The sequence below is a fragment of the Nonomuraea roseoviolacea subsp. carminata genome, from assembly GCF_024172185.1.
GTDB lineage: Bacteria > Actinomycetota > Actinomycetes > Streptosporangiales > Streptosporangiaceae > Nonomuraea > Nonomuraea roseoviolacea.
Window position 1 is genome coordinate 3019506 of the sequence record NZ_JAMZEC010000001.1, and the last position, 24372, is coordinate 3043877.

At 72.5% G+C, this 24372-nt stretch carries 22 protein-coding genes; 8 read left to right on the forward strand and 14 right to left on the reverse strand.

Annotation, left to right across the window (positions count from 1 at the left end; all coding sequences use genetic code 11):
- Positions 1–36: 36 nt before the first annotated feature.
- The 4 genes from nuoH to HD595_RS13945 all read right to left on the reverse strand — a co-directional run bounded on the left by nuoH (position 37) and on the right by HD595_RS13945 (position 2840).
- Positions 37–978: an NADH-quinone oxidoreductase subunit NuoH gene (gene nuoH / locus HD595_RS13930; RefSeq protein WP_253769052.1), complete on the reverse strand. Its 942-nt coding sequence runs from the start codon at positions 976–978 to the stop codon at positions 37–39.
- 120 nt (positions 979–1098) lie between these two features.
- A complete protein-coding gene (locus HD595_RS13935; RefSeq protein ID WP_253769054.1) occupies positions 1099–1662 on the reverse strand; it encodes an NADH-quinone oxidoreductase subunit C in 564 nt (187 codons plus the stop codon).
- Positions 1659–2411: an NADH-quinone oxidoreductase subunit B gene (locus HD595_RS47365; protein WP_308211140.1), complete on the reverse strand. Its 753-nt coding sequence runs from the start codon at positions 2409–2411 to the stop codon at positions 1659–1661. Before HD595_RS47365 ends, HD595_RS13935 begins: the two co-directional genes overlap by 4 nt.
- A gap of 57 nt (positions 2412–2468) precedes the next feature.
- Entirely contained in the window at positions 2469–2840 is a 372-nt protein-coding gene (locus HD595_RS13945; protein WP_175604426.1) for an NADH-quinone oxidoreductase subunit A, read from the reverse strand.
- Between the two features lie 85 nt (positions 2841–2925).
- Here HD595_RS13945 and HD595_RS13950 point away from each other — a divergent pair, with 85 nt between their 5' ends.
- From HD595_RS13950 to HD595_RS13965, 5 genes are all read left to right on the forward strand, one after another.
- Positions 2926–4740, forward strand: coding sequence for a polysaccharide deacetylase family protein (locus HD595_RS13950; protein ID WP_253769056.1), 1815 nt, complete (start codon positions 2926–2928; stop codon positions 4738–4740).
- A gap of 38 nt (positions 4741–4778) precedes the next feature.
- A complete protein-coding gene (locus HD595_RS47225) occupies positions 4779–4853 on the forward strand; it encodes a putative leader peptide (protein WP_355437855.1) in 75 nt (24 codons plus the stop codon).
- Between the two features lie 144 nt (positions 4854–4997).
- Positions 4998–6842 (forward strand): 2-oxoacid:acceptor oxidoreductase subunit alpha, encoded by a 1845-nt coding sequence (locus HD595_RS13955; protein WP_253769058.1) that lies wholly within the window; start codon positions 4998–5000, stop codon positions 6840–6842.
- On the forward strand, positions 6835–7881 hold the full coding sequence (locus HD595_RS13960) for a 2-oxoacid:ferredoxin oxidoreductase subunit beta (RefSeq protein ID WP_253769059.1): 1047 nt from the start codon (positions 6835–6837) through the stop codon (positions 7879–7881). The genes HD595_RS13955 and HD595_RS13960 overlap by 8 nt, the downstream gene beginning before the upstream one ends.
- Positions 7882–7950: 69 nt before the next feature.
- Positions 7951–8847 carry an NAD-dependent epimerase/dehydratase family protein gene (locus HD595_RS13965; RefSeq protein WP_253769061.1) on the forward strand — a complete coding sequence of 299 codons (897 nt, stop codon included), beginning with the start codon at positions 7951–7953 and terminating at the stop codon, positions 8845–8847.
- Here the strand turns inward: HD595_RS13965 and HD595_RS13970 are convergent.
- Genes HD595_RS13970 through HD595_RS13980 form a run of 3 tightly spaced genes read right to left on the reverse strand, consistent with a single transcriptional unit; the run spans position 8829 to position 12985 of the window.
- Positions 8829–10157 (reverse strand): hypothetical protein, encoded by a 1329-nt coding sequence (locus HD595_RS13970; protein ID WP_253769063.1) that lies wholly within the window; start codon positions 10155–10157, stop codon positions 8829–8831. The two genes, HD595_RS13965 and HD595_RS13970, sit on opposite strands and share 19 nt — an antisense overlap.
- Complete coding sequence (locus HD595_RS13975; protein ID WP_253769065.1) at positions 10157–12202, reverse strand: glycosyltransferase; 2046 nt, start codon at positions 12200–12202, stop codon at positions 10157–10159. Before HD595_RS13975 ends, HD595_RS13970 begins: the two co-directional genes overlap by 1 nt.
- Positions 12203–12232: 30 nt before the next feature.
- Entirely contained in the window at positions 12233–12985 is a 753-nt protein-coding gene (locus tag HD595_RS13980) for a WecB/TagA/CpsF family glycosyltransferase (RefSeq protein ID WP_253769067.1), read from the reverse strand.
- A 242-nt stretch (positions 12986–13227) separates the two neighbouring features.
- Between HD595_RS13980 and HD595_RS13985 the strand changes: the two genes are divergently transcribed.
- Positions 13228–13776 carry a dTDP-4-dehydrorhamnose 3,5-epimerase family protein gene (locus HD595_RS13985; RefSeq protein ID WP_175604418.1) on the forward strand — a complete coding sequence of 183 codons (549 nt, stop codon included), beginning with the start codon at positions 13228–13230 and terminating at the stop codon, positions 13774–13776.
- Here HD595_RS13985 and HD595_RS13990 read toward each other — a convergent pair.
- Both HD595_RS13990 and HD595_RS13995 read right to left on the reverse strand, forming a co-directional pair.
- Entirely contained in the window at positions 13715–15175 is a 1461-nt protein-coding gene (locus HD595_RS13990) for an O-antigen ligase family protein (RefSeq protein ID WP_253769070.1), read from the reverse strand. The genes HD595_RS13985 and HD595_RS13990 overlap by 62 nt on opposite strands.
- Entirely contained in the window at positions 15172–15867 is a 696-nt protein-coding gene (locus HD595_RS13995; RefSeq protein WP_253769072.1) for a hypothetical protein, read from the reverse strand. Before HD595_RS13995 ends, HD595_RS13990 begins: the two co-directional genes overlap by 4 nt.
- 154 nt (positions 15868–16021) lie before the next feature.
- On the opposite strand from HD595_RS13995, the gene HD595_RS14000 reads away from it, so the two are divergent.
- Positions 16022–16825, forward strand: a complete 804-nt coding sequence (locus tag HD595_RS14000) for a 2OG-Fe(II) oxygenase (RefSeq protein WP_253769074.1) — start codon at positions 16022–16024, stop codon at positions 16823–16825.
- 27 nt (positions 16826–16852) lie between these two features.
- Here the strand turns inward: HD595_RS14000 and HD595_RS14005 are convergent, their stop codons facing one another.
- Complete coding sequence (locus tag HD595_RS14005) at positions 16853–17662, reverse strand: hypothetical protein (RefSeq protein WP_253769076.1); 810 nt, start codon at positions 17660–17662, stop codon at positions 16853–16855.
- Positions 17663–17875: 213 nt separating this feature from the next.
- Here HD595_RS14005 and HD595_RS14010 point away from each other — a divergent pair, with 213 nt between their 5' ends.
- Positions 17876–18991 (forward strand): acyltransferase family protein, encoded by a 1116-nt coding sequence (locus HD595_RS14010; protein ID WP_253769078.1) that lies wholly within the window; start codon positions 17876–17878, stop codon positions 18989–18991.
- Here the strand turns inward: HD595_RS14010 and HD595_RS14015 are convergent.
- The 4 genes from HD595_RS14015 to HD595_RS14030 are packed head-to-tail and all read right to left on the reverse strand — an operon-like array spanning position 18928 to position 24368.
- Entirely contained in the window at positions 18928–20631 is a 1704-nt protein-coding gene (locus HD595_RS14015) for an amylo-alpha-1,6-glucosidase (RefSeq protein ID WP_253769080.1), read from the reverse strand. The genes HD595_RS14010 and HD595_RS14015 overlap by 64 nt on opposite strands.
- Positions 20628–22601 carry a glycoside hydrolase family 127 protein gene (locus HD595_RS14020; RefSeq protein ID WP_253769082.1) on the reverse strand — a complete coding sequence of 658 codons (1974 nt, stop codon included), beginning with the start codon at positions 22599–22601 and terminating at the stop codon, positions 20628–20630. Before HD595_RS14020 ends, HD595_RS14015 begins: the two co-directional genes overlap by 4 nt.
- Positions 22602–22608: 7 nt before the next feature.
- Positions 22609–23415, reverse strand: a complete 807-nt coding sequence (locus tag HD595_RS14025; protein ID WP_253769084.1) for a carbohydrate ABC transporter permease — start codon at positions 23413–23415, stop codon at positions 22609–22611.
- On the reverse strand, positions 23412–24368 hold the full coding sequence (locus HD595_RS14030) for a carbohydrate ABC transporter permease (RefSeq protein WP_253769086.1): 957 nt from the start codon (positions 24366–24368) through the stop codon (positions 23412–23414). The genes HD595_RS14025 and HD595_RS14030 overlap by 4 nt, the downstream gene beginning before the upstream one ends.
- Positions 24369–24372: the final 4 nt, after the last annotated feature.

Sequence of the window (24372 nt, forward strand, 5' to 3'; positions counted from 1 at the left end):
GGGCGAGCGATCGCCTCCCCGGCGCCCGCCCGCCCGTCAGGTGAGGACCTTCACCACGCCCGTCAGCGCGAGCTGCACCAGGGCCAGCGGCACCAACCCCACCCAGGCCAGCTTCTGCAGCTGATCCTCCCGCAGCCGGGGAAAGCTGACCCGCAGCCAGATCACCACGAACGCCAGCGCGAACACCTTCACAAGGGTCCACAGCCAGCCCGGCAGCAGCGGGCCGTGCCAGCCGCCCAGGAAGAGCACCGTCGTCAGGAACGACAGCACCACGATCCCGACGTACTCCGACAGCATGAACAGGGCGAAGCGCATGCCGGTGTACTCGGTCATCGGGCCCATGATGATCTCGGACTCGGCGATGGGCATGTCGAACGGCGGCCTCCGCAGCTCGGCGAGCCCGGCCAGGAAGAAGACCACGCCGCCGATGGCCTGCCACGGCAGCCACCACCACTGCCACGCCTCGACGATCCCGGGCAGGGACAGCGTGCCGGCGGCCATCGCGACGGACGAGGCGGCCAGCACCAGCGGCAGCTCGTACGACATGAGCTGCGCGGCCGCGCGCATGCCGCCGAGCACGCTGTACTTGTTGGCCGAGGCCCATCCGGCCATGATCGAGCCGAGCACGCCGATGCCCATCACCGCGAGCACGAAGAACAGGCCGAGGTCCAGGTCCACCGCGACGCGGCCCCGGTCGATCGGGATGACGATCATCACGACGAGGTACGGCACCAGCGCCACCCCGGGGGCGATCATGAAGATGCGCCGGTCGGCGGCGGCCGGGATGACGTCCTCCTTCTGGGCGAACTTCACCCCGTCGGCGATGAGCTGCGCCCACCCGTGGAAGCCTCCCGCGTACATCGGCCCGAGGCGCGACTGCATGTGGGCCATCACCTTGTGCTCGGTCTGCCCCACGATCAGCGGCAGGACCAGGAACACGGCGAGGATCACGACGAAGCTGATCACCACGTCAAGCATCGGGCGCGCCTCCTAGTCGGACGGGTCGGGCATCACATGATCAACATCCGGCGACCGATGTCCCGGCTCGGACGTCGTCCACCGCTCTCTCCCCGCCTCGGGCGTCGCCCGCCGTGCTCCTCACGCATCAGGAGCCGTCCCCCAGTCGGCCGGCACCCCGGGCGGGAGGGTCCTGCGGCGGCTCGGCGCGCCGTGGCCCGACTCTCCCGGCTCCTTCGCCCCCGGCCACGCCTTGGCGACCCGGGCGGCGAGGATGAAGTCCTTGCGCAGCGGGTATCCCTCGAACCCGTCGGGCAGCAGGAGCGGCACCAGGTTCGGGTGGCCGTCGAAGACGATGCCGAACATCTCGTACGTCTCCCGCTCGTGCCAGTCGGCCCCCCGGAACACGCCGACGGCCGACGGCAGGTGCGGTTCGGCGCGCGGCACGCTCGTGCGCACGAGCACGCGACGGCAGGCGACCGGGTCGTACAGGTGAGCGACGATCACGAACGTCTCGGGCGGCTCGTCCACGCCGGTCAGCCAGTCGAAGAAGACGTAGCCGGAGTCCCTGAGCGCGGTCAGGACCTCGATCCAGTCGCCGGGGCCGGTGACGTCGAGGGTCGTCTCGCCGTACGACTCGGTGGTCCGGACGCGGTCGTCGCCGAAGCGCGCGGCCGTCTCCTCGGCGGGCCGGCCGGCGCTCACGCCTCCCCCTCCGAAGAGCCGGGCCTCTCCGCAGAACGGGGCCCTTCCGAAGAACCAAGCCCCTCCGAAGAACCGGGCCCCTCCGAAGAACCGGGCCCCTCCGTAGAACCGGGCCTCTCCGTAGAACCGGGCCTCTCCGTAGAACCGGGCCTCTCCGTAGAACCGGGCCTCTCCGTAGAACCGGGCCTCTCCGTAGAACCGGGCCTCTCCAGGGAACCGGACTCGGGCGCGCCGTGGGCGCGGGACCAGAGGTAGCGGTCGCCGAGCTTCTCTCCCGCGATCTTCTCCTGAAGCTTCATGATCCCGTACAGCAGCGCCTCCGGCCGCGGCGGGCAACCCGGGACGTAGACGTCGACCGGGATGATCTGGTCCACGCCGTTGGTGACGCAGTAGGAGTCCCAGTACGGGCCGCCGCTGTTGGAGCAGGCGCCGAAGGAGATCACGTACTTGGGGTCGGGCATCTGCTCGTACAGGCGCTTGACGGCCGGCGCCATCTTGTCGGTCACGGTGCCCGAGACGATCATGAGGTCGGCCTGCCGGGGGCCGTTGGCGAACGGGATGACCCCGAACCTGATGAAGTCGTGCCGGCTCATCGACGTGGCGATGAACTCGATGGCGCAGCACGCCAGCCCGAAGTTGAACACCCACAGCGAATAGCGCCGCCCCCAGTTGAGGACGAAGCGCATCGGCTTGGGCGCCAGCCGGGAGACCGGCCCCACGGTGGGCATCGGGAGATCCGTCGCTGCCATGTCTCCATTGTCCCGCCTGATCGGCCTCAGGTGTAGATCCGGCCCGCGAGCGGGTGGTCAGGTCCAGGTGAGGACGCGTTTGCGCCAGGCGTACAGGATGCCGAGCGCGATGAAGCCGAGGAAGACGAACATCTCGACGAGCGTGGTCAGCCCGAACCCGGGCGCGTCGAACACCGTCGCCCACGGGAACAGGAACACCGCGTCCACGGCGAAGACCACGTACAGGTACGTGAAGACGTAGTAGCGGACCTGCGACTGCGCCCAGCCCTCGCCCACGGGATCGACGCCGCACTCGTACGAGGTCAGCTTCTCGGGGGTCGGCCGGGTGGGCCGCAGCAGCCGGTTGGCCATGAGGGCGCCGGCCACGATGGCCACGCCGATCGCGAACAGCGCGGCGACCAGCGCGTAGGACCCGAAGTAGCCGTCCACATGCCGATCGTAACCCAGTCAAACCTCCGGACCTATCCCCCCAAATCGGTGTAAAAGGGATGATCGCCACCATAACCTGGCAGCTATGCACAAATTGCGCCTCCTTGGTGGACTCGCGCTGCTCGCCCTCGCGACGGGCGGGTGCGGCCTGAGCTCGGGCTCCCATGAGCGCAACATCGTCGTGCCCGCGGACCCCACCCTCCTCGACTACGTCAACCCCGCGACGGTGAACGGGCTCACCTCCCAGTCGCTGAGCGAGGGCGAGAGCGCACGCCGGTATGTGCACATCACCTATCCGCAGCTCAAGGACGCCCCGGCGCTCGGCACCGCGCTGCACAAGGAGGCCGAGCGGCAGCTGCACGCCTTCCGCGCCGTCGTGTCGGCCGCCTCCTCCGACGCCCTCCGCCCCCGCGACCCCGGCACGGGCTACAAGGACCAGGACTCCGGAGCCGGCTACCGGACGGGCTCCACCGGCCGCGGCGACGGCTTCAAATCGAGCCGGCCGCCGGCCAGGGGCTTCAAGTCCAGCCGGCCGCCGGCCAAAGGCTTCAAGTCCAGCCCGCCGCCGGCCAAGGGCGGCACCCGCGCCCTCTCCCTCGGCGGCCACCTCAGCGAGAGCGCCTTCACCAGCCCCTCCCTGCGCCGCCCCGAGCTGAACGTGCAGTGGGAGCTCACCGCCGCCTCCCCCGACGTGGTCGGGGTACGGCTGCGCAGCGGCGAGTACGTCGGCGCCGGCTGGGCCCGCTCCACCCGGACCTTCTGGTACGACCGGCACCGCGACCAGGTCGTCGGCGCGACCGGCCTGCTCGCGGGCAAGCCGGCGGTCCAGGAGGCGGCCCGGCTGGTCCGGGAGGGCCTGGAGCCGCGCGGCGCGGCCGTGGACCGCTCCGCCGTGACGGCCACCCCGGACCGGCTCGACTCGATGGCCTTCAACCGGATGGGCGACCTGGTCGTGGAGTTCGACGACTGCGAGATCGGGTCCTGCTCGCTCGGGCGTGTCGCGGTGGCCGTCCCGGCGTGGCAGGTCCAGCCGCTGCTGTCGCCGACGGGCCGGCTCGCCCAGGCCGCCGCCGTCGCGGCGTCCGGCAAGACCGCCCTCCCCCCGCTCGGTTCCGAGGACGGACCGGCCCAGGCTCCCCCGATCACGAGCCCCGCGCGGCCGGACGACAAGCCGCCGGTCGGCGCCGGGACCCGGGCCGGCTCCGGCGTCCAGGCCGCCGCCCCCGCGGGCCCGCCGTACCGGCACGTGGACTGTTCCAAGGCCAAGTGCGTCGCCCTGACCTTCGACGACGGGCCCGGCCCCCAGACGCCGCGCGTGCTCGACGCGCTGCGCGACGGCGGCGCGCGGGCGACGTTCTTCGCCGTCGGCACCAATGCCGAGGCCAACCCGTCCGTGCTGCGCCGCATGCACGACGAGGGCCACCTGATCGGCAATCACTCGTGGGCGCACCGCGACCTGACGAAGCTGCCGCTGAACCGGATCATCGACGGGCTCAGCCGCACCCAGGAAGTGATCACGGACGGCTCCGGGCGGATGCCCGCGCTGGCGCGCCCGCCGTACGGCGTGGCGAGCCCCGACGTGCTGGAGGCGGCGCACCGCGTGGGCGTGGCGCTGGTCGGCTGGGACGTGGACACGCGCGACACGCCCGAGGATCCGGAGGGCCGCGGAGAGGACCCGGCGACGATCACCCACCGTGCCGTCAGCGGCGCCCGGCCCAACGCGATCATCCTGCTGCACGACACCAACGGCGCGACCGCGGACGCGGTTCCGGACATCCTCAAGGAGCTGGGCGCGAAGGGTTACACCTTCGTCACCGTTCCGGAACTGTACGGCTCACCAGGCATGGAGCCGGGGCACTTCTACCGCTCCGCGACGGCCACCCAGGTGAACGGCCCCTGAGGCGGCGCACCCCCAGGGGCCACGTATAGTTGGCCCTCGTGACCCGAACAGTCCTCTTCGCCCGCCTGCACGTCGACCTCGGCAGGCTCGCGTCGGCGCTGTGTCACCCCTAGCGGTTCAACAACCTCCCCCTGAATCCCACCGCGTTTACCCGCGTTATGCGCTGAGGAAACGTGTTGAACCTCGCGAGGATCTAGCATGGAACTGAGAACGCGCCCCAAGCGACCGCGCATTGGCGCGTCGAGGAGGACTGAGCTGTGACTAAGCAGGTCCAGCAACTCGACCGCGTGATCATCCGCTTCGCCGGCGACTCCGGCGACGGCATGCAGCTCACCGGTGACCGCTTCACCGCCGGCACGGCGGAGTTCGGCAACGACCTGTCCACGCTGCCCAACTTCCCGGCCGAGATCCGCGCGCCCGCCGGCACCCTGCCCGGCGTGTCCAGCTTCCAGCTCCACTTCGCCGATCACGACATCCTCACGCCCGGCGACGCGCCGAACGTGCTCGTCGCGATGAACCCGGCGGCGCTGAAGGCCAACCTGGGCGACCTGCCCCGCGGTGCGGACATCATCGTCAACACCGACGAGTTCACCAAGCGCAACCTGCAGAAGGTCGGCTACGAGACCAACCCGCTGGAGGACGACAGCCTCGCGGAGTGGCGGGTCCACGCGGTCCCGCTGACGTCGCTGACGGTCACCGCCCTCGAGGGCTTCGACCTGTCGAAGAAGGACGCCGAGCGCTCGAAGAACATGTTCGCCCTCGGCCTGCTGTCGTGGCTCTACCACCGGCCGATCGAGCACACGATCACGTTCCTGCAGCAGAAGTTCGCCAAGAAGCCCGAGATCGCCAAGGCCAACATCGCGGCCTTCCAGGCGGGCTGGAACTACGGCGAGACGACCGAGTCGTTCTCGGTGTCGTACGAGGTCAAGCCGGCCCGGCTGGCCCCGGGCGTCTACCGCAACATCTCCGGCAACCAGGCGCTGGCCTACGGCCTGATCGCCGCCTCGGTGCAGGCGAAGCTGCCGCTGTTCCTCGGCTCGTACCCGATCACGCCGGCCAGCGACATCCTGCACGAGCTGTCGAAGCACAAGCGGTTCGGCGTGCGCACCTTCCAGGCCGAGGACGAGATCGCGGGCGTCGGGGCGGCGCTGGGCGCGGCGTTCGGCGGCGCGCTGGGCGTGACGACGACCTCGGGCCCGGGCGTGGCGCTCAAGGCGGAGACCGTGGGGCTCGGCGTCACCACCGAGCTGCCGCTGATCATCGTGGACGTGCAGCGGGCCGGTCCGAGCACCGGCATGCCGACCAAGACCGAGCAGACCGACCTGCTGATGGCGATGTACGGCCGCAACGGCGAGTCGCCGGTGCCGGTCGTGGCGCCGATGTCGCCGAGCGACTGCTTCGACGCGGCGATCGAGGCGGCCCGGATCGCGGTGAAGTACCGCACGCCGGTCATGCTGCTGTCCGACGGCTACCTCGCCAACGGCTCCGAGCCGTGGCGGCTGCCGGAGATCTCCGAGCTGCCCGACATCTCGCAGGCGTTCACCACCGAGCCCAACGGCGAGGACGGCGCGTTCCTGCCGTTCAAGCGCGACGAGGAGACGCTGGCGCGCCCGTGGGCGATCCCCGGCACGGCGGGCCTTGAGCACCGCATCGGCGGCATCGAGAAGGCCGACGGCACGGGCAACATCTCCTACGACCCCAACAACCACGACCTGATGGTCCGGCTGCGCGCGGCCAAGATCGCCGGGATCGACGTGCCCGACCTGGAGGTGGACGACCCCGACGGCGACGCCCGGGTGCTCGTGCTGGGCTGGGGCTCGACGTACGGACCGATCGCGGCGGCGGTGCGGCGGATCAGGAAGGCCGGCGGCAAGGTCGCGCAGGCCCACCTGCGCCACCTCAACCCGCTGCCGGCCAACACCGGCGAGGTCCTCAAGGGCTACGACAAGGTGCTGCTGCCCGAGATCAACCTCGGCCAGCTCGCGCTGCTGCTGCGGGCCCGCTACCTCGTCGACATCATCAGCTACAACCGGGTGCGCGGCCTTCCGTTCAAGGCCGAGGAGCTGGCCGGGGTGATCCAGGACGTGATCGACAGTGACTGAGCTGCTCAACGGGAAGGGCCTGTCCCTCATCCCCAAGACCGACGCCAAGCAGACCCTGAAGGACTTCAAGTCCGACCAGGAGGTCCGCTGGTGCCCCGGCTGCGGTGACTACGCGATCCTGGCCGCGGTGCAGAGCTTCCTGCCGGAGCTGGGGCTGCGGCGCGAGAACATCGTGTTCGTCTCGGGCATCGGCTGCTCCTCGCGCTTCCCGTACTACCTCGACACCTACGGCTTCCACTCGATCCACGGCCGCGCGCCGGCGATCGCGACGGGCCTGGCCGCGAGCCGGCCGGACCTCAGCGTGTGGGTGATCACGGGTGACGGCGACGCGCTGTCGATCGGCGGCAACCACCTGATCCACGCGTTGCGCCGCAACGTCAACCTCAACATCCTGCTGTTCAACAACAGGATCTACGGCCTGACGAAGGGGCAGTACTCCCCGACCTCCGAGGTCGGCAAGATCACCAAGTCGACGCCGATGGGGTCGCTGGACAAGCCGTTCAACCCGATCTCGCTGGCCCTCGGCGCCGAGGCGTCGTTCGTGGCCCGCACCATCGACTCCGACCGCAAGCACCTGCAGTCGGTGCTGCGCGAGGCGACCGCCCACCGCGGCACGTCGCTGGTGGAGATCTACCAGAACTGCAACATCTTCAACGACAACGCCTTCGAGCCGCTGAAGGACCCCGAGGTCCGCGACGACATCACGCTGCGGCTGGAGCACGGGCAGCCGATCGTGTCGGCGTCCAAGGCGGTCGTGCGGGGCGACGACGGCCGCATCGCGGTGGTGCCGCGGGCCGACGTCGCGGCCGAGCGGATCCTCGTCCACGACGCGCACTCGCCCGACCCGTCGCTGGCGTTCGCGCTGTCGCGGCTGGACGAGCCGGCGTTCGAGCACGTGCCGATCGGCATCTTCCGCCAGGTGGACCGGCCGGCGTACGACGTGCTCATGGCCGAGCAGCTCGATGAGGCCGTGGCGCAGCAGGGGCCGGGCGACCTGTCCGAGCTGCTGATGGGCGGCGACACCTGGCGCATCGGTTAACAGCGGCGGTGAGGGGGCGGCGGTGAGCCGCCCCCTTCGTCATGTCCGGACAACCTATCGGGGGATGTCATGTCGGGCTCACTGGTGACGGGCGCCACCGGCTTCATCGGCTCGCACCTGCTGCGGCGGCTCGGGGCGGCGGGCGAGGCGCACGGGGTGAGCCGTTCGCCGCGGCCGGAGGAGCCGGGCGTGGTGTGGCACCAGGTTGACCTGCGCGACGCGCGGGCGGTGGAGGAGCTGTTCGCCGCCGTGCGTCCGGAGGTGGTGCACCACCTGGCGGGCGAGGTGGACGGCGCCCGCGAGGTGGACGTGGTGCTGCCGACGCTGACGGGCAACCTGACGAGCACGGTCAACGTGCTGGCGGCGGCGGCCCGGTCGGGGAGCCGGGTGGTGCTGGCGGGGTCGAGTGAGGAGCCGCGGCCGGGCAACGGGCACGCGGCGCCGCCGTCGCCGTACGCGATGGCCAAGGCGGCCGCCTCGGGGTACGCGGACCTGTTCCACCGGCTGTGGGGGGTGCCGTGCACGATCGTGCGGCCGACGATGGTGTACGGGCCGGGCCAGCGTGACGCGACCAAGCTGGTACCCTACGTGACGCTGTCGCTGCTGCGGGGCGAGGAGCCGCGGCTGACCAGCGGCGCGAAGGTGGCCGACTGGGTGTTCGTGGACGACGTGGTGGAGGCGTTCGCCGCGGCGGGCGCGGGCGGGCGGGCCGTCGGGCACGCGCTCGACGTGGGCACGGGGCTGCGGGCGTCGGTCCGGGAGGTGGTGGAGCTGCTGTACCGGGTCGTCGGGGCCGGCGGCGGGCCGCGGTTCGGCGCGGTGGCCGACCGGCCGCTGGACGTGCCGCAGTCGGCCGAGACGGGGCCGGCGCGGGAGCTGCTCGGCTGGGAGGCGCGGGTCGGGCTGGAGGAGGGCCTGCGGCGGACGGTCGCCTGGTACGCCGCCCGTCAGGGTGTGATCTTGTAGATGTGGTAGGTGCTCTCCTCGGCGAAGGAGTCGGTGAAGGCGCCGCCGGTGACGGGGATCCGCCGGTTCTCGAAGAGCGCCTCGACGTGCCCGGCCGGGACGCCGGGGGGCAGCGTGAACGTGCGCGACCCGGGACCGCCGTCGGCGCCGGGCATGGCGAACAGGTAGAAGGCGCCGCCGTGCCGCTTGAGCATCGTGTCGACGCCCTTGCCGAAGTCGTGCCGGAGCGACTGGGTGTTGAGGACGGGGGCGAGCTCCTTGATCTGCCGGTTGACCTCGGCGACGGCGGGCCGGGTGGCCGCGCCGCAGGCGTCGCGCAGGACGTGCTGGCTCTGGCACCGGCCGCCGAAGCTGTGGTTGAAGTAGACGACGCCGCGGGCGCCGTGGATCAGTGAGCTCATGACGGCGCCCTTGAGCTGGTCGGGGCCGATCGCCCGCCGGTCCTCGGGCGCGGGCTGCCCGACCTCGACGAAGGCGTAGATGGGCTGCCGCTTGCCGTCGAGGGCGTCGAGCTTGCGCTGGCGGTCGATGAGCAGCCCGTAGTTGGCGGCCCTGGCGCACTGGTCGGCGCGGAACTTCAGCGAGTTCTGGGCGTCCAGGCAGGCGTAGTAGCTGGTGTACCAGTAGACGTCGAGGGAGACGAGGTCGGTGTAGTCGTTGACGAACCGGCCGGCCTGCCGGTCGTTCTGCCAGATCATGACGCCCTTGCCGTAGTTGGCGTAGTGGGGGCGGCCGTCGTTCTTGGGCAGGCGGTCCTTGAGGGTCCTCATCACGGTGTAGCCGCAGCGTTCCTTGTGCGGGTCGTCGGGGACGCACAGGGGGCCCTGGCCGGGGAAGTTGCCGGTCCAGCCGTCGTCGCCGGGGCCGGCCCACATGTCGGCCTCGTCGGTGACGAGCCAGGCGACGGTCTCGGGGCCGTACCCGGCGATCGGTTTGCCGGTGATGGCGAACATCCCGTTCTTCCTGATGAGCGCCATGTCGCTGGTCTCGGTCAGCTCGACGTAGGTGTTGATGCCGGCTTCGCGGTCCTTGTCCACGTCGTCCTGGGTGATGACGGACTCGTACCAGACGCCGACGGGGAAGAACGACGGGTCGGTCCAGCCGGCGGCGGCGGTGGCGGGGAAGCGGGCGTAGTAGGCGGGGCCGCCCTCCCAGTCGACGGGCGCGAGGGCCGGGGCGGACGCGGCCGGGCCGGGGGGCGGGGTCTCCCGCGGCCCGGACCCGGCGCGGCGCAGGTCGAGCACCACCCACACGAGGGCCGCCGCGGTGAGGAGGACCAGCGCGGCGAGCAGCGGGCGGGGGACCCGCATCAGCGCTCGCCCTCGGCCAGCGCCATGAGCTCGCGGGCGCGGGCGGACCAGGAGGCCTCGCGCACGGACGCGCGCAGCTCCTCGGGTGTCGCCGGGCCGCCCGTGTCGAGCGTGCGCCTGACCGCCTCGACGAACCCGGCGTGGGTGGCGGCGCTCCTGACCAGGTCGGTGTACGCGGCCAGCTCGGCGAACTCGGTGCTGACGACGGGCAGGCCGAGCGCGAGGTACTCCTTGAGTTTGATCGGGTTGGCGTGGCGGATCCAGGCGTTGTCCCGCCACGGCATGATCGCCACGTCGAAGCCCGACCCGTACGCGGGGATCCGCTCGTAGGGCCGGAAACCGAGCCAGTGGACGTTGGGGTACTTCGTCAACCGCTCCATGGGCGCGGTCGAGTCGCCGACGAGCACCAGCGACGCCTCCGGCAGCTCGACGGCGAGGCGTTCGAGCAGCTCGAAGTCCACGACGAAGTCGTCCAGGGCGCCGAAGAAGCCGATCCGGGGACCCGGTATGTCGGCCAGGTCGGGCGGCAGGTCGGCGGTCCTGGTGAAGTGGCGCAGGTCCACGCCGTGGTCGAGGAAGTGCGCCCGCTCGCCGGTGAGGGGGCGTTCCTCGGCCATGAGGGCGCGGCTGACGTAGACGACGCGGTCGGCGCGGGCGAGCAGGGCGCGTTCCATCGCGCCGATGGTGGCGGCGTCGGCCTCGGGGAACGCCGAGTGCCGGTCGGAGCGGTTGAACACCAGCGACCGCCTGGCCATGGGGCGCACCACGTCCCAGGCCGTGGGGAGGGTGACGACGACGGCGGGGCGGCGCATGCCGAGCGCCCGGCACACGGCCCGCACCTGGGCCCGGACGAGCGTCGCGTTCAGGGCGCGGAGCAGGGGCGAGCCGTAGAACGGCAGCGGCAGCGGCGACATGACGTGGAAGCCGGGCAGCGGCTCGCGCACGAGCTTGGCGACGCTGCGCAGCTTGCGCGCGATCCGGCGGGCCACCTGGGTGGACTTCCCGGGAGTGGGCATGCGCATGCCGATGCTGTTGACCACGAGCACCTCGCGGTGCGCGGCGATCGAGCGCATGAGCTGGAAGTCTGAGTGCGCCTGGTTGTGGTACCACCAGTCCTGGGCGGAGAAGCAGACGTAGCCGGGCGCCGGCCGCGCGGTCTCCCGAGGCCAGCGCGGCAGGGGCCACAGGGCGCGCAGGGCGGCCCGATGGCGCTCTCCCCCAGCCCGGCCGCGGGCGGCGGCGCGCAGCGCCTCGTTGAGCGTGACGGCCAGGCGCATGAGCAGGGCGCCGGAGAGGCCGTGGAGCTGGCGGTGGAGCCGGACCCGGTTGGCCGCGGACAGCGCCCAGAGGCGGCTGGAGGTGGACTGCTCCCCGCCGAGGTGGACGGCGCGGGCGGCCGGCACGTAGCGGACGGCGAAGCCGTGCTCGCCGGCGCGCAGCATGTACTCGGTCTCCTCCGAGTACAGGAAGTAGCGCTCGTCGAGCGGGCCGGTGGCGTCGAGGCACCGGCGGGAGACCAGCCAGGCGGCGCCGGTCGCCCAGTCGTGCGTGCCGGGCCGCTCGTACGCCTCGGCGGCGACGACCAGCTCGCCCAGGGCGGGGACGCGTCCGGCGCGGTGGCCGCCGAGCAGCGCCTCGCCGAGCGCCCGCAGCACGGTGGGGCGGCGCCGCAGCGAGAGGTGCCGGTGGCCGGAGTCGTCGGTGAGGCGCGGGACCGTGATGCCGGTGCCGGGCTCGGCCAGCGCCTCGCGCAGCGCCGTGACGGCGCCCGGGGCGAGCCGGATGTCGGGGTTGAGCACGAGCACGTCGCAGCCGGGTGCGGCGGCGATCCCGGCGTTCACGGCGGCGGCGAACCCGGCGTTGCGGCCCGTGGGGACGATCTGCACGGCGGGCAGCGCCTCGCGGGCGCGGTCGAGGGTCGCGTCGGCCGAGTCGTTGTCCACCACGATCACCCGGGCGTCGCCCGCTCCGGCGGCGGCCAGCGAGCGCAGGCAGTCGCCCACGACCCGCTCACTGAAGTAGGTGACGATCACTATCGCGAGCATGCGGGCACGGCCTCTCGGGAGCGTCGGGACTCAGGAGTGTCGGAACCGGCTGAGCAGGGCGCCGGCGAGCAGCGCGAGGGCGAAGGGGGCGTCGTCCCGGAGGTAGCGGCGGGCCAGGCGGCGCGGCTCCAGCGCGAGGCGGTGCAGCCACTCGCCGCCCGCGCGTTGCAGGGCGCGCGGGGCCCGGCTGAACTGGCCGGCGGCCATGGGGATGCCCGCACCGCAGCCGAGGAACCAGGCGGCGGGCAGGTCGGGGCGCAGGTCGCGGATGAGCCGTTCCTGCTTGGGGAAGCCGAGACCGACGAGCACGAGGCCGGGGCGGGCGGCGACCACCTGCCCGATCACCTCGCGGTACGCCACGGGGTCGGTGTCGAAGCCGTACGGCGGGGACAGGGCGCCCGCGATCCGCAGCGCGGGGCTGCGCGCCGCGAGCGCCTCCGCCGCGGCCTCGGGCACGCCGGGGTCGCCGCCCAGCAGGTAGACGGAACGGCCGGCGCGCGCGGCCCGCGCGGACAGGGTGTGGACGAGCGAGGAGCCGGTCACCCGCTCGGGGACGGCGGTGCCGGCCAGGCGGCCCGCCCACACCACGGGCATGCCGTCGGCGACGACCAGCTCGGAGCCGGCGACCAGCTCGGCGAGGGAGGGGTCGCGGGTGGCGGCCCGGACGATGTCCACGTTGGCGGTGACGATCGCGCCGCCCCGGCCGGCCGCCCACGCGCGGGCGACGTGCTCGGCGACGGCGGCCTCGGTGAGGGCCATGACGTGGACCGCGCCGACGCGCACCCGCGCCGGGGGATCGGTCGTGAGGAAGGGATCCGCCGGAATGGTGTCGCTCCTTCGCGCCGCCGACCTAACTTCACGACCTTTCACGAAATAATCGGCATAGGAGATAAACCCGTTACCCGGGATCCGGCAGAGGCCCCGCGCGGCGGGCGCCTGAGGGTTTCCGGCGCGCCGGTCGAGGATGGCTTGACCAGATCGGGCGAGGGCTTCCGGCAGGGCGGGCGGGCGGCGATCATGGGCGCATGAGAGTGGAGAGAGGCGCGTTCGACGGGGTCCTGATCTTCGTCCCGACCCCCCACCACGACGACAGGGGCTTCTTCACCCGCACGTTCGACACGGCCCTGGCCGCCGCGCACGGGCTCGACCCGGCGGCGTTCGTCCAGGACAGCCAGTCCCGCTCGCGGCTCGGCACCCTGCGGGGCATGCACTGCCGGCTGGGGCGGGGCGAGGCCAAGCTGGTCAGGTGCGCCCGTGGCGCGATCCACGACGTGCTGGTGGACGCCAGGCCCGGCTCGCCGACGTTCGGCGAGAGCTGGAGCGTGGTGCTCGACGACAAGGAGTTCGCCCACCTGTACGTCCCGCCGGGGCTCTTCCACGGCTACCAGGCGCTCACCGAGCAGGCCGACGTGTGCTACCGGATCGACCGGGAGCACGACCCGGCCGAGGACCTGACCGTGCGCTACGACGACCCGGACCTCGGCATCGGCTGGCCACTGCCGGTCACCGCGATCAGCGCGCGGGACCTGGCGGCGGGCTCGTGGAAGGAGGCGCGGGAGCGTCTGCTCGGCTGAGCCCGGCCTCCCCTGCGCCGCCGGCCGGCCGGGCGCGATCCGCCGGCCCACCGGGCGGAGCGGCCCGGGCGTCGCGGGCCTCGCGCAGGAGGGCGCCGGCCGCGCCCACCAGCAGGAACGACAGGCCGGTGATCACCGCGTACGCGCGCAGGTCGAACGTGGCGGCGCCGATCAGCGGCACCACCAGGCAGGCCGCCAGCGTGAGCCCGAGGTCGCGGGAGGCCGCGTCGGCCAGCAGGCGCCGGGCGCGCAGCGCCGACCAGATGCCGGCGGCGAACAGCCCCGCGAAGGCCAGCACGCCGATGATCCCGGTCTCGACGGTCGTCAGGATGTACTGGTTGTCGAAGACGAGGTACTTCGGGGCGTACCAGGTGCCGAGCCCGCGACCCAGCCAGGGGTGGCGGCCGATCTCGGTGGTGGCGGCGGCGTAGTCCATGGTCCGCCAGCGCAGGCTGGAGTCGTTCGAGATGTTGGTGAACAGCGCGACGATGGCCCCCAGCACGCCCGGCACCACGAGCTTCACGGCCCCGAGGAAGACCAGCACGGCCCCGGCCGCGAGCAGCCGCCGCACCTTCGGCCAGCCCGCGAGCAGCACCACGGCGGCGCCGGCCAGCCCGACGAAGGCCGAGCGCGACACCGAGAACACCATCCCGGCCCCGATCAGCCCCGCGCACACCCACCAGCGCAGCGCGGGCCCGCCCCGCTCCCGTGCCTGGAAGGCGAAGTGCAGCGCGATCGGCAGGATCATCGCGCACATCACCGCGAACTCGATGGGGTGCCCGGTGGTGGCCGCCACCCGGCTCAGCCCGTTGCGTTCCAGGATGAACAGCTCCTCCTGGGTGTAGCGCAGGCCGGGCAGCACCATGTACTTCGTCGGGTCGAAGGTGAAGAGGAACTGCACCGCGCCGACCACCCCGAGGACCGCGCCCATCACCGCGACCGTCTTCAGCACGAGGTCGAGCCGGTCGCGGCCGCGCACGCCGTCCACGACGAGCAGCACGACGCCGATCATGGCGAACGCGGTGACGAGCATGTGGTCGGCCAGCTCCACCTCGTCCCTGGGCAGCGGGCCGGCCGTCGCGTAGGCGTAGGTGGCCAGCAGCGAGGCGGCGTGGACGAACACCGCCGAGCGGACGAGCGTGCGGCCCTTGGCGGCGCCGAGCGTGCTGGTGAAGTGCGCGCACAGCCACCACACCAGCGCGAACAGGCCGATGGACTCGGCCGGGGTGATCGCGAACGACAGCCCCCGGTACACCAGCCGAGCCGGGACGATCATGAGGACGACCACGAACACGACGCCGACCGTGGCCCCGTCGGCGCGGTGCGGCCTCGGCAGCGCGGACGCCTCCAGCAGCGCCCGCGTCCGGGCGGCCGCCGCCCTGGAATCCGTCGCGGTCATGCCGGGCGCCGCCTCAGCCGCAGGCCCGGCAGCCCGTCGAGTCTCCGTCTCAACGCGGGGGCGACGCTCTCGGCCGCGAATCCGGCCGTCAGGGCGGCGAACAGGCCGAGCACCAGCACGGCCGCCGCCGACCGGCTCTTGCCGCCGCGCTGCTCCAGCGGCGCGGTCGGCGCGACCATCTCGGTGATCTTGATGTACGTGCTCGGCGGCGCCTGGAGCACCTGCTGGCGGGCGGCCATCTCCAGCTTGGCCCGCGCCACCAGCTTGACGACGAGCTCGTGCGCCGCCTGCGCCGACGGGCTCTTGGCCTCGATGATGACGAAGGGGCCGTTGGCCAGCAGCTCGGGGTTGGAGCTGCCGTTGTGGACCACGTACGAGGTGTCGCCGCCCGGAGGCGCGCCGAGCGTGGCCGCGGTCTCGGGGGCGCTGAGCGCCTGGAGCAGGATCGAGGCGGAGACGTTGAGCGCGCCGTCGTAGTTGAGCAGCGGGTTGACCCGGGGGTTCGGGTAGTCGGGGTTGGCTGGAACGCTCCCGCCCGTCACCGGGACGGTCAGGACGAGCACCGCGCTCGACTGGTAGACGGCCGGGATCGTCCGGTAGACGCCGAAGGCCACCGCGAGGGAGAGCAGAAGCGCGGGCAGCGTGACGTACCACCTGCGGAACACGACCAGGACCGTCCCCCAGAAGTCCAAGACGCTTTCCTTCCCGTATCAGAAAACGGGTGTCTCCCCCACAGATCATCGTTTTTCCCGGTATCCGGCGTTACCAGCTATTTGTAACGAGACAACGGTGCACCGCGATGTCACTGCCGGGCCATTTCGCCGACATTCAGGGTGGGGAGCACCGATGCAGCAAGCGCTGAGCTTTACCTTCCACCGCGACGAACTCCTTCCGCTCGCCGACAGTCACCGCGAAAGCTTCCTCAAGGCCACGCCGTTCCGCCACGTCGTCATCGACGACTTCCTGCCCGCCGAGGTCCTGGAGCCGGTCCTGGCCGAGTTCCCCGAGCCCCGCGACATCGAGTGGCAGCGCTTCGACAACGCCCGCGAGGTCAAGCTCGCGCTCGCCGACACCGAGCGGATGGGACCGGCCACCCGCCACCTGCTGGCCGAGTTCAACGGCCAGGTGTTCATCGACTTCCTGGAGCGGCTCACCGGCATCGAGCACCTGGTGTCCGACCCGCACTACGACGGGGGCGGCCTGCACCAGATCCGGCCCGGCGGGTTCCTGAAGGTGCACGTCGACTTCAACCGGCACCGCCGGCTCGACCTCGACCGGCGGCTGAACGGGTTGCTCTACCTCAACAAGGACTGGGAGGAGTCGTACGGCGGCCACCTCCAGCTCTGGAACAAGGACATGACCACCTGCGAGCACCGCATCCTGCCGGTGTTCAACAGGTTCGTGCTGTTCGCCACCACCGACGAGGCCAACCACGGCCACCCGGAGCCGCTGACCTGCCCCGACGACCGCGCCCGCCGGTCGATGGCGCTGTACTACTACACCAACGGCCGCCCGGAGGAAGAGGTGCTGGACGAGCACGACACCAAGTTCAAGCAGCGGCCGGGCGAGGAGTGGAAGACCTCCTTCCGGCAGACGGCCAGGCGCTGGGTGCCGCCCGCCCTGGCGGACCTGGCGAGCCGCCGTAAATAGGGCGACGCAAGTAGACAAGTAGCCAGGTCAGCGGCCGTTGAGCCGCACCGCGTCGATGGGGCCGGTCTCGTCCAGATCCTTGGCCGGGCCCGGCCCCGAGCCGTTCCCGCCTGCCTCCGGGGCCTGCGTGACCGGCTCGTCCTCGTCCTCGTCCTCGGCGTCGGGGACGGGGACGGGGACGGGGACGGGGGTGCGCGGGAACAGCCTGCGGCGCACGACCGCGTACGCCACCCCGAACCCGGCCACGAGGCCGAGCAGCAGCCCGCCGACGGCGCCCTGGAGCTTGGCCGACCCGTCGGCCTCCGGCCCGAGCCGCACGACGTCCTCGGCCTGCACGAACGTGATCGGGTGCGCCTTCAGCTCGTTCTGCCGGTCCTCCAGCTCCTGGCGCAGCCGCTCCTGGGTGGCCGACAGCACCTTGGCGGCCGTGCCCGGCGAGTCGCTCTCGACCTGGACGTAGATGAACGGGCCCGTGGTGCCGACGCCGAGCAGCGTCGGGTTGCTGCGGCCGTCGTCGATGGTCAGGTCGGTCGGCCCGTCCTCGGTGACGCCGACGGAGGCGAACACGTCCGAGGTGTTCAGGGCCAGGATGAGGATGCTGGCCGTGGTGCGCAGGTCGTCGGTGAACTGCAGCAGCGGGTTGGTCTGCGCGACGGGCTTGGTGCCGTCGATCGAGCCGCCGCCCGAGGGGGTGACGAGGACCATGGACGCGCTCGTCACGTACCGCTCGGGCATCAGGAGGTATCCGGTGAACGCCAGGGCGACGGCGAGGACGGCGACCGGGACGGCGATCAGCTTCTGCCGGGCAAGGCCGAGAATGGTCTTCCAGAATTCCATATATCCCCTGCCCGATACCCACAGCAAGGGGGCGCGATAATCCCCCCGAAAAACCGTTCCAAAAAGGCATCGCGCTTTCCCATCCACCCGTTACATCCGCTTTGTTACGCGGACCGGTGCTGAACCGATGAACCTCACGGTGGCCGGAAACCGGCCGGTGCGGGGGTGGGAATGGAACCGGGGGCCGCTGGTTTCCCTGAACGGTCGGCGCAGGTGGCCCCCGGACGGCCCGCGCGGCTGGGCGGGCTCGACGGCATCCGCGGCCTGGCCGCGCTGTTCGTGGTGCTGCACCACTGCCAGCTGCTGTCCTTCCCCGGCTTCCCCGCCGACACGGGCCCGGTCTGGGCGAGCTGGCTGCTGTACGGGCACTTCGCCGTCGTCGTCTTCATCGCCCTGTCCGGGTTCTCGCTGGCCGTCAAGCCCGCCCGGTCCGGCTGGCGGCTCGGCGGCCTGCGCCGCTTCGCCCGCCGCCGCGCCTGGCGGATCCTGCCGCCGTACTGGGCGGCGCTGGCGTTCAGCCTCGCGGTCGCGTGGACGCTGGTGCCGCAGCCGGGCCAGGGGCCGCCCACCGCCAAGAGCGTCGTCTTCTACGGCCTGCTCGTGCAGGACCTGTTCGGCTCGCCGAGCCCCAACGGGGCGTTCTGGTCGATCGCCGTCGAGGCGCAGCTCTACTTCGTCCTCCCGCTCCTGCTGCTGGTGGTGCGGCGGCTGGGCGCGGCGGTGATGGCGGCGGCCGTCACGGTGGTCGTGGTGGCGGTGGGCCTGCTGGCCGGCGGGGTGCCGGTGGTGGGGTTGCTGATGCGGCTGACCCCGCAGTTCGCGGTGCTGTTCGCGGTGGGCGTGCTGGCGGCCGGGGTGCTCCGCGCGCCGGTGCGGGCGCCCCTGCACTGGGCGGCGCTCGCCGCGTTCGCCCCCGTGGTGGTCCTCGTCGCCGTGCGCGGGCCGGCCTGGACGGTCGCGCACTTCTTCTGGGTGGACCTGGCCCTCGCCCCGGCCGCCGGGCTGTTCCTGGCGGCCGTGGCGGGCGGGCGGCCGCGGCCGCTGGTGCGCGTGCTCGACAGCCGGCCGCTCCGCTCGCTCGGCTCGTTCTCCTACAGCCTCTACCTGGTCCACGCGCCGATCGTGGTCGCGCTGCACCACTTCGTGGTCGCCCCGCTCCTCGGGCCCGGCGTGGCCGGATTCCTGGCGCTGCTCGTCCTGGCCGGGCCCGCCTCGGTGCTGTTCGCGTGGGGGTTCGCCGCGGTGTTCGAGCTGCCGTTCCAGCGTTACCGGGGGATGGCGGAGCTGCGCGCGGCGACCCGCTCGTGGGCGCCGGCCAGTAGGAGGTAGGCGGCGGCCGTCCAGGTGTAGGCGCGGTCGCGCAGCCCCGCCCCGGTGCGGGCGTCGAAGTTCTCGGCGAAGCCGGACTTCTCGCACAGGGCCCGGAAGCGCGCGCCGATCTCGTCGGCCAGGCCGGTATGACCGGCGCGGCGCAGGCCGTCCTCGACGAGCACGGTCGAGGGCGCCCAGATCGGGCCGCGCCAGTAGCCGTCGTCGCGGTAGTGCTCCGACGTGGGCGGCTCGGTGGCGAGCCCGTACTCCGTCAGGTGCGTCTCGATCCGCGCGGCCAGCGCCGCGCTGACGGGCTCCGGCAGCTCCTCCCCCAGCACGATCGGCATGAGGTCGAGCAGGCTTGAGCTCGACCAGGTACGTCCCGAGCGCACCCCCCGGGCGACGAACCGGTCGCCGCGCCACAGCTCGGCCAGCATCGCCCCGCGCATCCGGTCGGCCGCCGCCGTCCACCGGGCCGCCGCCGGCCGGTCGTCGAGCTCCCCCGCCAGGCGGGCCAGCTCGCGCATCTGCAGCACGAGGAAGGCGGCCAGGTCGGCGGTCTCGACGACCCGCTCGGGATCGAAGGTGGTGGCGTTGTCCCAGCCGCTGTCGTTGCCGTGCTGGTAGTGCGCCAGCTCGCGGCCGGGGGCGCGCCGGGCGGTCAGCCAGAAGGCGGTCCAGCGCTCCAGCAGCCGGTACGTCCCGGCCGGGTCGCCGCCGGCCGCCGGGCCGAGGCGGCGCAGCGCCCAGCCGTGGATGGGCGGTTTGACGAAGTTGTGCAGGACCTCGGAGTGCGCGACCGAGTCGGGCAGCGCGCCGGCGGCGTCCTGGTGGTCGAAGGGCAGCCGGAACTGGTCCCACGCCAGGCCGGGCAGGCCGTCGCCGAGCGCGAGGGCGTTGAAGCAGTGGTCCCAGCTCCACACCTTGTCCATCCAGTGCTTGGACATGAGCACGGCCTGCCGGGTGACGAACCCGGCCGGGCGGACCGTGGCCGACCACAGCACGTACGCCGCGAGCTCGGCCGCCGGAGTGCGCTCGCCGCGCCAGGGCGCCACGGCCCCGGCGAAGGCCGCGAACCGGTCGCGCGCCGCCTCGGCCACCTCCGGGAAGGCCGCCCGGCTCGCGTAGGGGGCGCGGGCGGTCTCGTACTCCTCGACGGCGATCTCCCACGCGTCGTCCGGCAGGACCACGCCGCGCTCGGCGGTGCCGAGCGCCTGGTCGCCGAGCGGTTCGGCGCACCCGCCGAGCGGCGTGATCCGGTAGCGGCGGCCGGTCTGGTAGACGGTGAAGACCGACGACCCGTCGGTGGGGTCCTGGTAGAAGTACGGGCCGCTGAACGGGGTGAGCACGGGATCGGCGGCCAGCACCCGCAGCCCGAGGCCGCGGCCGCGCACCCGGACGGTGTCCGGGCTCTCGTAGACCAGGTCGATCCGGCCGTCGCCGTGAGCCCAGGTCAGCCGGTGCGGCGTCGCGGTCACCGCGGCGCCGGCCCGCTCGTGCCCGGCGGTGGGGACGAGCCGCAGGACGGGGTGCATGCCGGTCTGGTGCGACACCAGGTGCACGTCGTCGGCCCAGACTCCCTCGGCCACGACGGGCGAGAAGCCGAACCAGGAGCCGGAGGAGCTGAACGGGATCTCGCGCGGGGAGAAGGACGTCATGGCCGCGGGGCCCCGTCCACGGGCAGCCACACGCGCATGCTCGTCGGCCCGCGGTGCGCCCACGAGTGGTAGGGCCGCAGCGGCACGTCGAACCATCCTCCTTCTTCCGCGAGTTCCGCGAGTTCCGCGAGTTCCGCGAGTTCCGTGAGAGGAGCCGGACGGGCGGGCGCGTAGGCCCAGCCGCGACCGGTGTGGGCGGGAATCCGGCCGCGCACCCGCGCGCCCCCGCCGTCCGGCTCCGGTCCTGTCCCGGCGTCGACCACCAGGGCGTCGAGCCCGCCGGGCTCGGGCAGGTCGCGCGACTCGGCGCACAGCACCTCCGGGCCGCGCTCGACGGCCACGCAGCCGCGCACGGCGTCGATGCGCGGGTCGGGCCAGGTGAGGCGGGGCCGCATCGGCAGGTCGAGGACGACGACGTCACCGGCCTGGAAGGCCCGCCGGACGGTGAGCATGCCGGGCTCCACCGGCCGCGTCCGCCCGTCCTCGGTCACGGTCGCGCCGTCCGCCCACGCGGGCACCCGCAGCGAGAGGGTCCACGGTGAGGACGCGCCGGCCGCGACCCGGACCCGGACGGTGCCACTGGCGGGGTAGTCCGTCTCGACGTCCACGGCCACCGGCCGCCCGTCCGGCAGCTCGGCGCGGATGGCGCACGGGGCGTACTGGTGGATCTGGAGGCCGTCGTCGTCGGTCGTGGCGAGGTAGCCGGCCAGGGCGGCCAGCGTGCGGGCGACGTTGGTGGGGCAGCAGGAGACCTCGAACCAGGCGGCCCGGGTGCCGCCCTCGGCGCGCGGGCTCACCTCGGACGGGTCCGCCGGGCGGCCGGGGCTGCGCTGGTGGAGGGGGTTGGCGTAGAAGAAGGCCCGGCCGTCGGGGCTCGGGGAGGCGGCGACGACGTTGTAGAGCGTCCGCTCGATCAGGTCGGTGTACCGGACGTCGCCCGTGGCCAGGTGGAGCCGCCACGACACCATGATCGAGGCGACGCCCGCGCACGTCTCGCAGTAGGCGCGGTCCGGCGGCAGCTCCCAGTCCTCGCCGAAGCCCTCGTCCTGGTGACGCGAGCCCATCCCGCCGGTGATGTAGGTCCGGCGCTCGACCGAGCGCTCCCACTGCCGTTGCACGGCGCGCAGCAGCTCGTCGTCGCCGCGTTCGACGGCCACGTCCACCGCCGCGGCCGTCAGGTAGAGCGCCCGCACGGCGTGGCCGCGCCACACCTCGGCCCGCCGGATCGGGACGTCGTCCTGGAAGTAGGCGCGTCCCAGCGGGATGTCGCGGAGCGTTCCATGGCCGCGACGGTCGAGGAACAGCCGGGCCTGCTCGACGTAGCGGTCCTCGCCGGTCGCCCGGCCGAACTCGGCCAGGCCCACCTCGATCTCGGGGTGCCCGCAGATGCCGGGCAGGCCGTCCGCGCCGAAGGTCCGGCACACGTGGTCGGCCGCCCGCCGCGCGACGCGCACCAGGTCGTCCTCGCCGGCCGTGCGCAGCCGCGCCACCGCCGCCTGGAGCAGGTGCCCCGTGTTGTACAGCTCGTGCCCCATCTCCAGGTCGCTGTAGCGCGGCTGCTGCCCGGCGTGCCCGAAGCACGTGTTGAGGTAGCCGTCCGGGTCCTGCGCCCGGGCCACGCGCGCGGTCAGCCGCTTGATCGCGGCCTCCGCCCCCTGGTCACCGGTACGGCCCGCCTCCCAGGCCAGGGCCTCCAGGAGCTTGTAGACCTCGGAGTCGGAGAACGACCAGCCGGGACGGTCGGGCGAGGTCGTGCCGTCGGCGACGCGGTCGAAGTTGGCCAGCCAGCCGAGGCGCTCCATCCACGACTCGCAGTGGGCCAGCGTGGCCGCGGCGTTCACGCTCTGCCTGACGCCCCAGAACCCGCCGGTGAGCGAGACCTGGCCGAGCCCGAGGGGGCGCACCGGCCCGCTCGTGGGCAGCACGGGGACGGCGCGGGCGGCGGCCGGCGCCTGAGGTGTGATCGTCACTGGCTGTTCAGTCCTTTACTGCGCCGGCGGTGACCCCGGCGGCGATGTAGCGCTGCGCGAGAACGAGCAGGAAGGCGGCGGGGACGGACGCGATCACCGCGGTCGCCATGATCGAGTTCCACTGGGTGGTGTTGTTGCCGATGTAGCGGAAGATGCCGAGCGTGACCGGGATCGTGTCGCTGCTGCGGTTGAGGGTCGAGGCGAAGATGAAGTCCGACCAGGCCCACAGGAACGCGAACAGCGACACGGTGATCACCGAGTTGCGGCTCAGCGGCAGGACGACCGACCGGAACGTGCGCCAGGTGCCCGCCCCGTCGATCTGCGCCGCAGCCATGATCTCCCCGGGGATGCCGGCCATGAACGCCCGGAACAGCAGCACCGCGAACGGCACGGCCAGCGTCGAGTCGGCGACGATCAGCCCCGTGACCGTGTTCAGCATCCCGAGCCTGATGTAGATCGCGTAGAAGCCCATGGCCATGACGACGGCCGGGATCATCTGCGCGACGAGCAGCAGGAAGTCGACCACGCCGGTGCCGCGCGGCAGCAGCTTCGCCAGCGCGTACCCGGCGGGCAGGGCCACCAGCAGGGTGATGGCGACCGTCCCGAGGCCGATGAACAGGCTGGTGGCCAGGGCCGGGAGCTGCTGGCCGAGCGCCGCCGCGTACCCCTCGAAGGTGGGGTTCCAGGGAAACCAGTGGGGCGGGTCGGCCCGCATGTCGCCGGTCCTGGTGAGGGAGACGTTGACCATCCAGTAGACCGGGAACAGCATCACCCCGGTCAGGACGACCCCGACGGCGGTCCTCCATCTGCTCACGAGATTCCCTCCTTCCGCTGCATCCGGACGTGGAGAAGGCCCGCGGCGAAGGCGATCAGGATGAGCAGGTTGCCGACGGCCGCCGCCGGGGAGAAGTCGGGCTGCCCCGTGCCGAACGCCTCGCGGTAGGACCAGATCGCCAGCGTGGTCGAGGCGTCCGCGGGCCCTCCCCTCGTCATGATCCAGATGATGTCGACGACCTTGAGCGTGTAGATGAGGCCGAGCAGCAGCGTGATCGCCGACACCGGACGCAGCAGGGGGAAGGTGATGCGCCAGAACCGCTGCCAGGCGTTCGCCCCGTCCAAGCCGGCGGCCTCGTACAGGGAGGCCGGGATGTTCTGCAGCCCGGCGTACAGGATCACCAGGTTGAACGGGACCCCGAGCCAGATGTTGGCGACGGTGACCGACAGCAGCGCGGTGCCCGGGGAGGTGAGCCAGTTGATCTGGCCGATCCCGAACGCCCGCAGGAAGGCGTTGACGATGCCGTTGTCGCTGTTGAGCATCCACGACCAGGTCGAGGCCGACACGATCAGCGGCAGCAGCCACGGCACGAGGAACATCGCGCGCAGCACCGCGGACAGCCGGAAGCCGCGCTGGAAGAAGACCGCGAGCGCGAGGCCGAGCGCGTACTGGAAGGCGATGGACACCAGCGTGAACAGGGCCGTGTTGCGCAGCGCCGCGAGGAAGGCGTCGTCCGACAGGACGGCGCGGTAGTTGGCCAGGCCGGTGAACTCGGGGTCGCCCTGGACGAACGCGCGCGGCGTGTAGTCGTGCACGCTGAGCTCGACGTTGCGGTACAGCGGATAGGCGTAGAAGACGAGCAGGTAGACGACCAGCGGGGCGAGGAAGGCGAGGGCCGTCCACCGCCCGGAGCGCCGGCGGCCGGGGGCGGGGCTCACCTTCGCCGCCGGCCTGCCGGTGGTCGCCACCGCGTCGGTGCGGGTGAATGCCATGGAA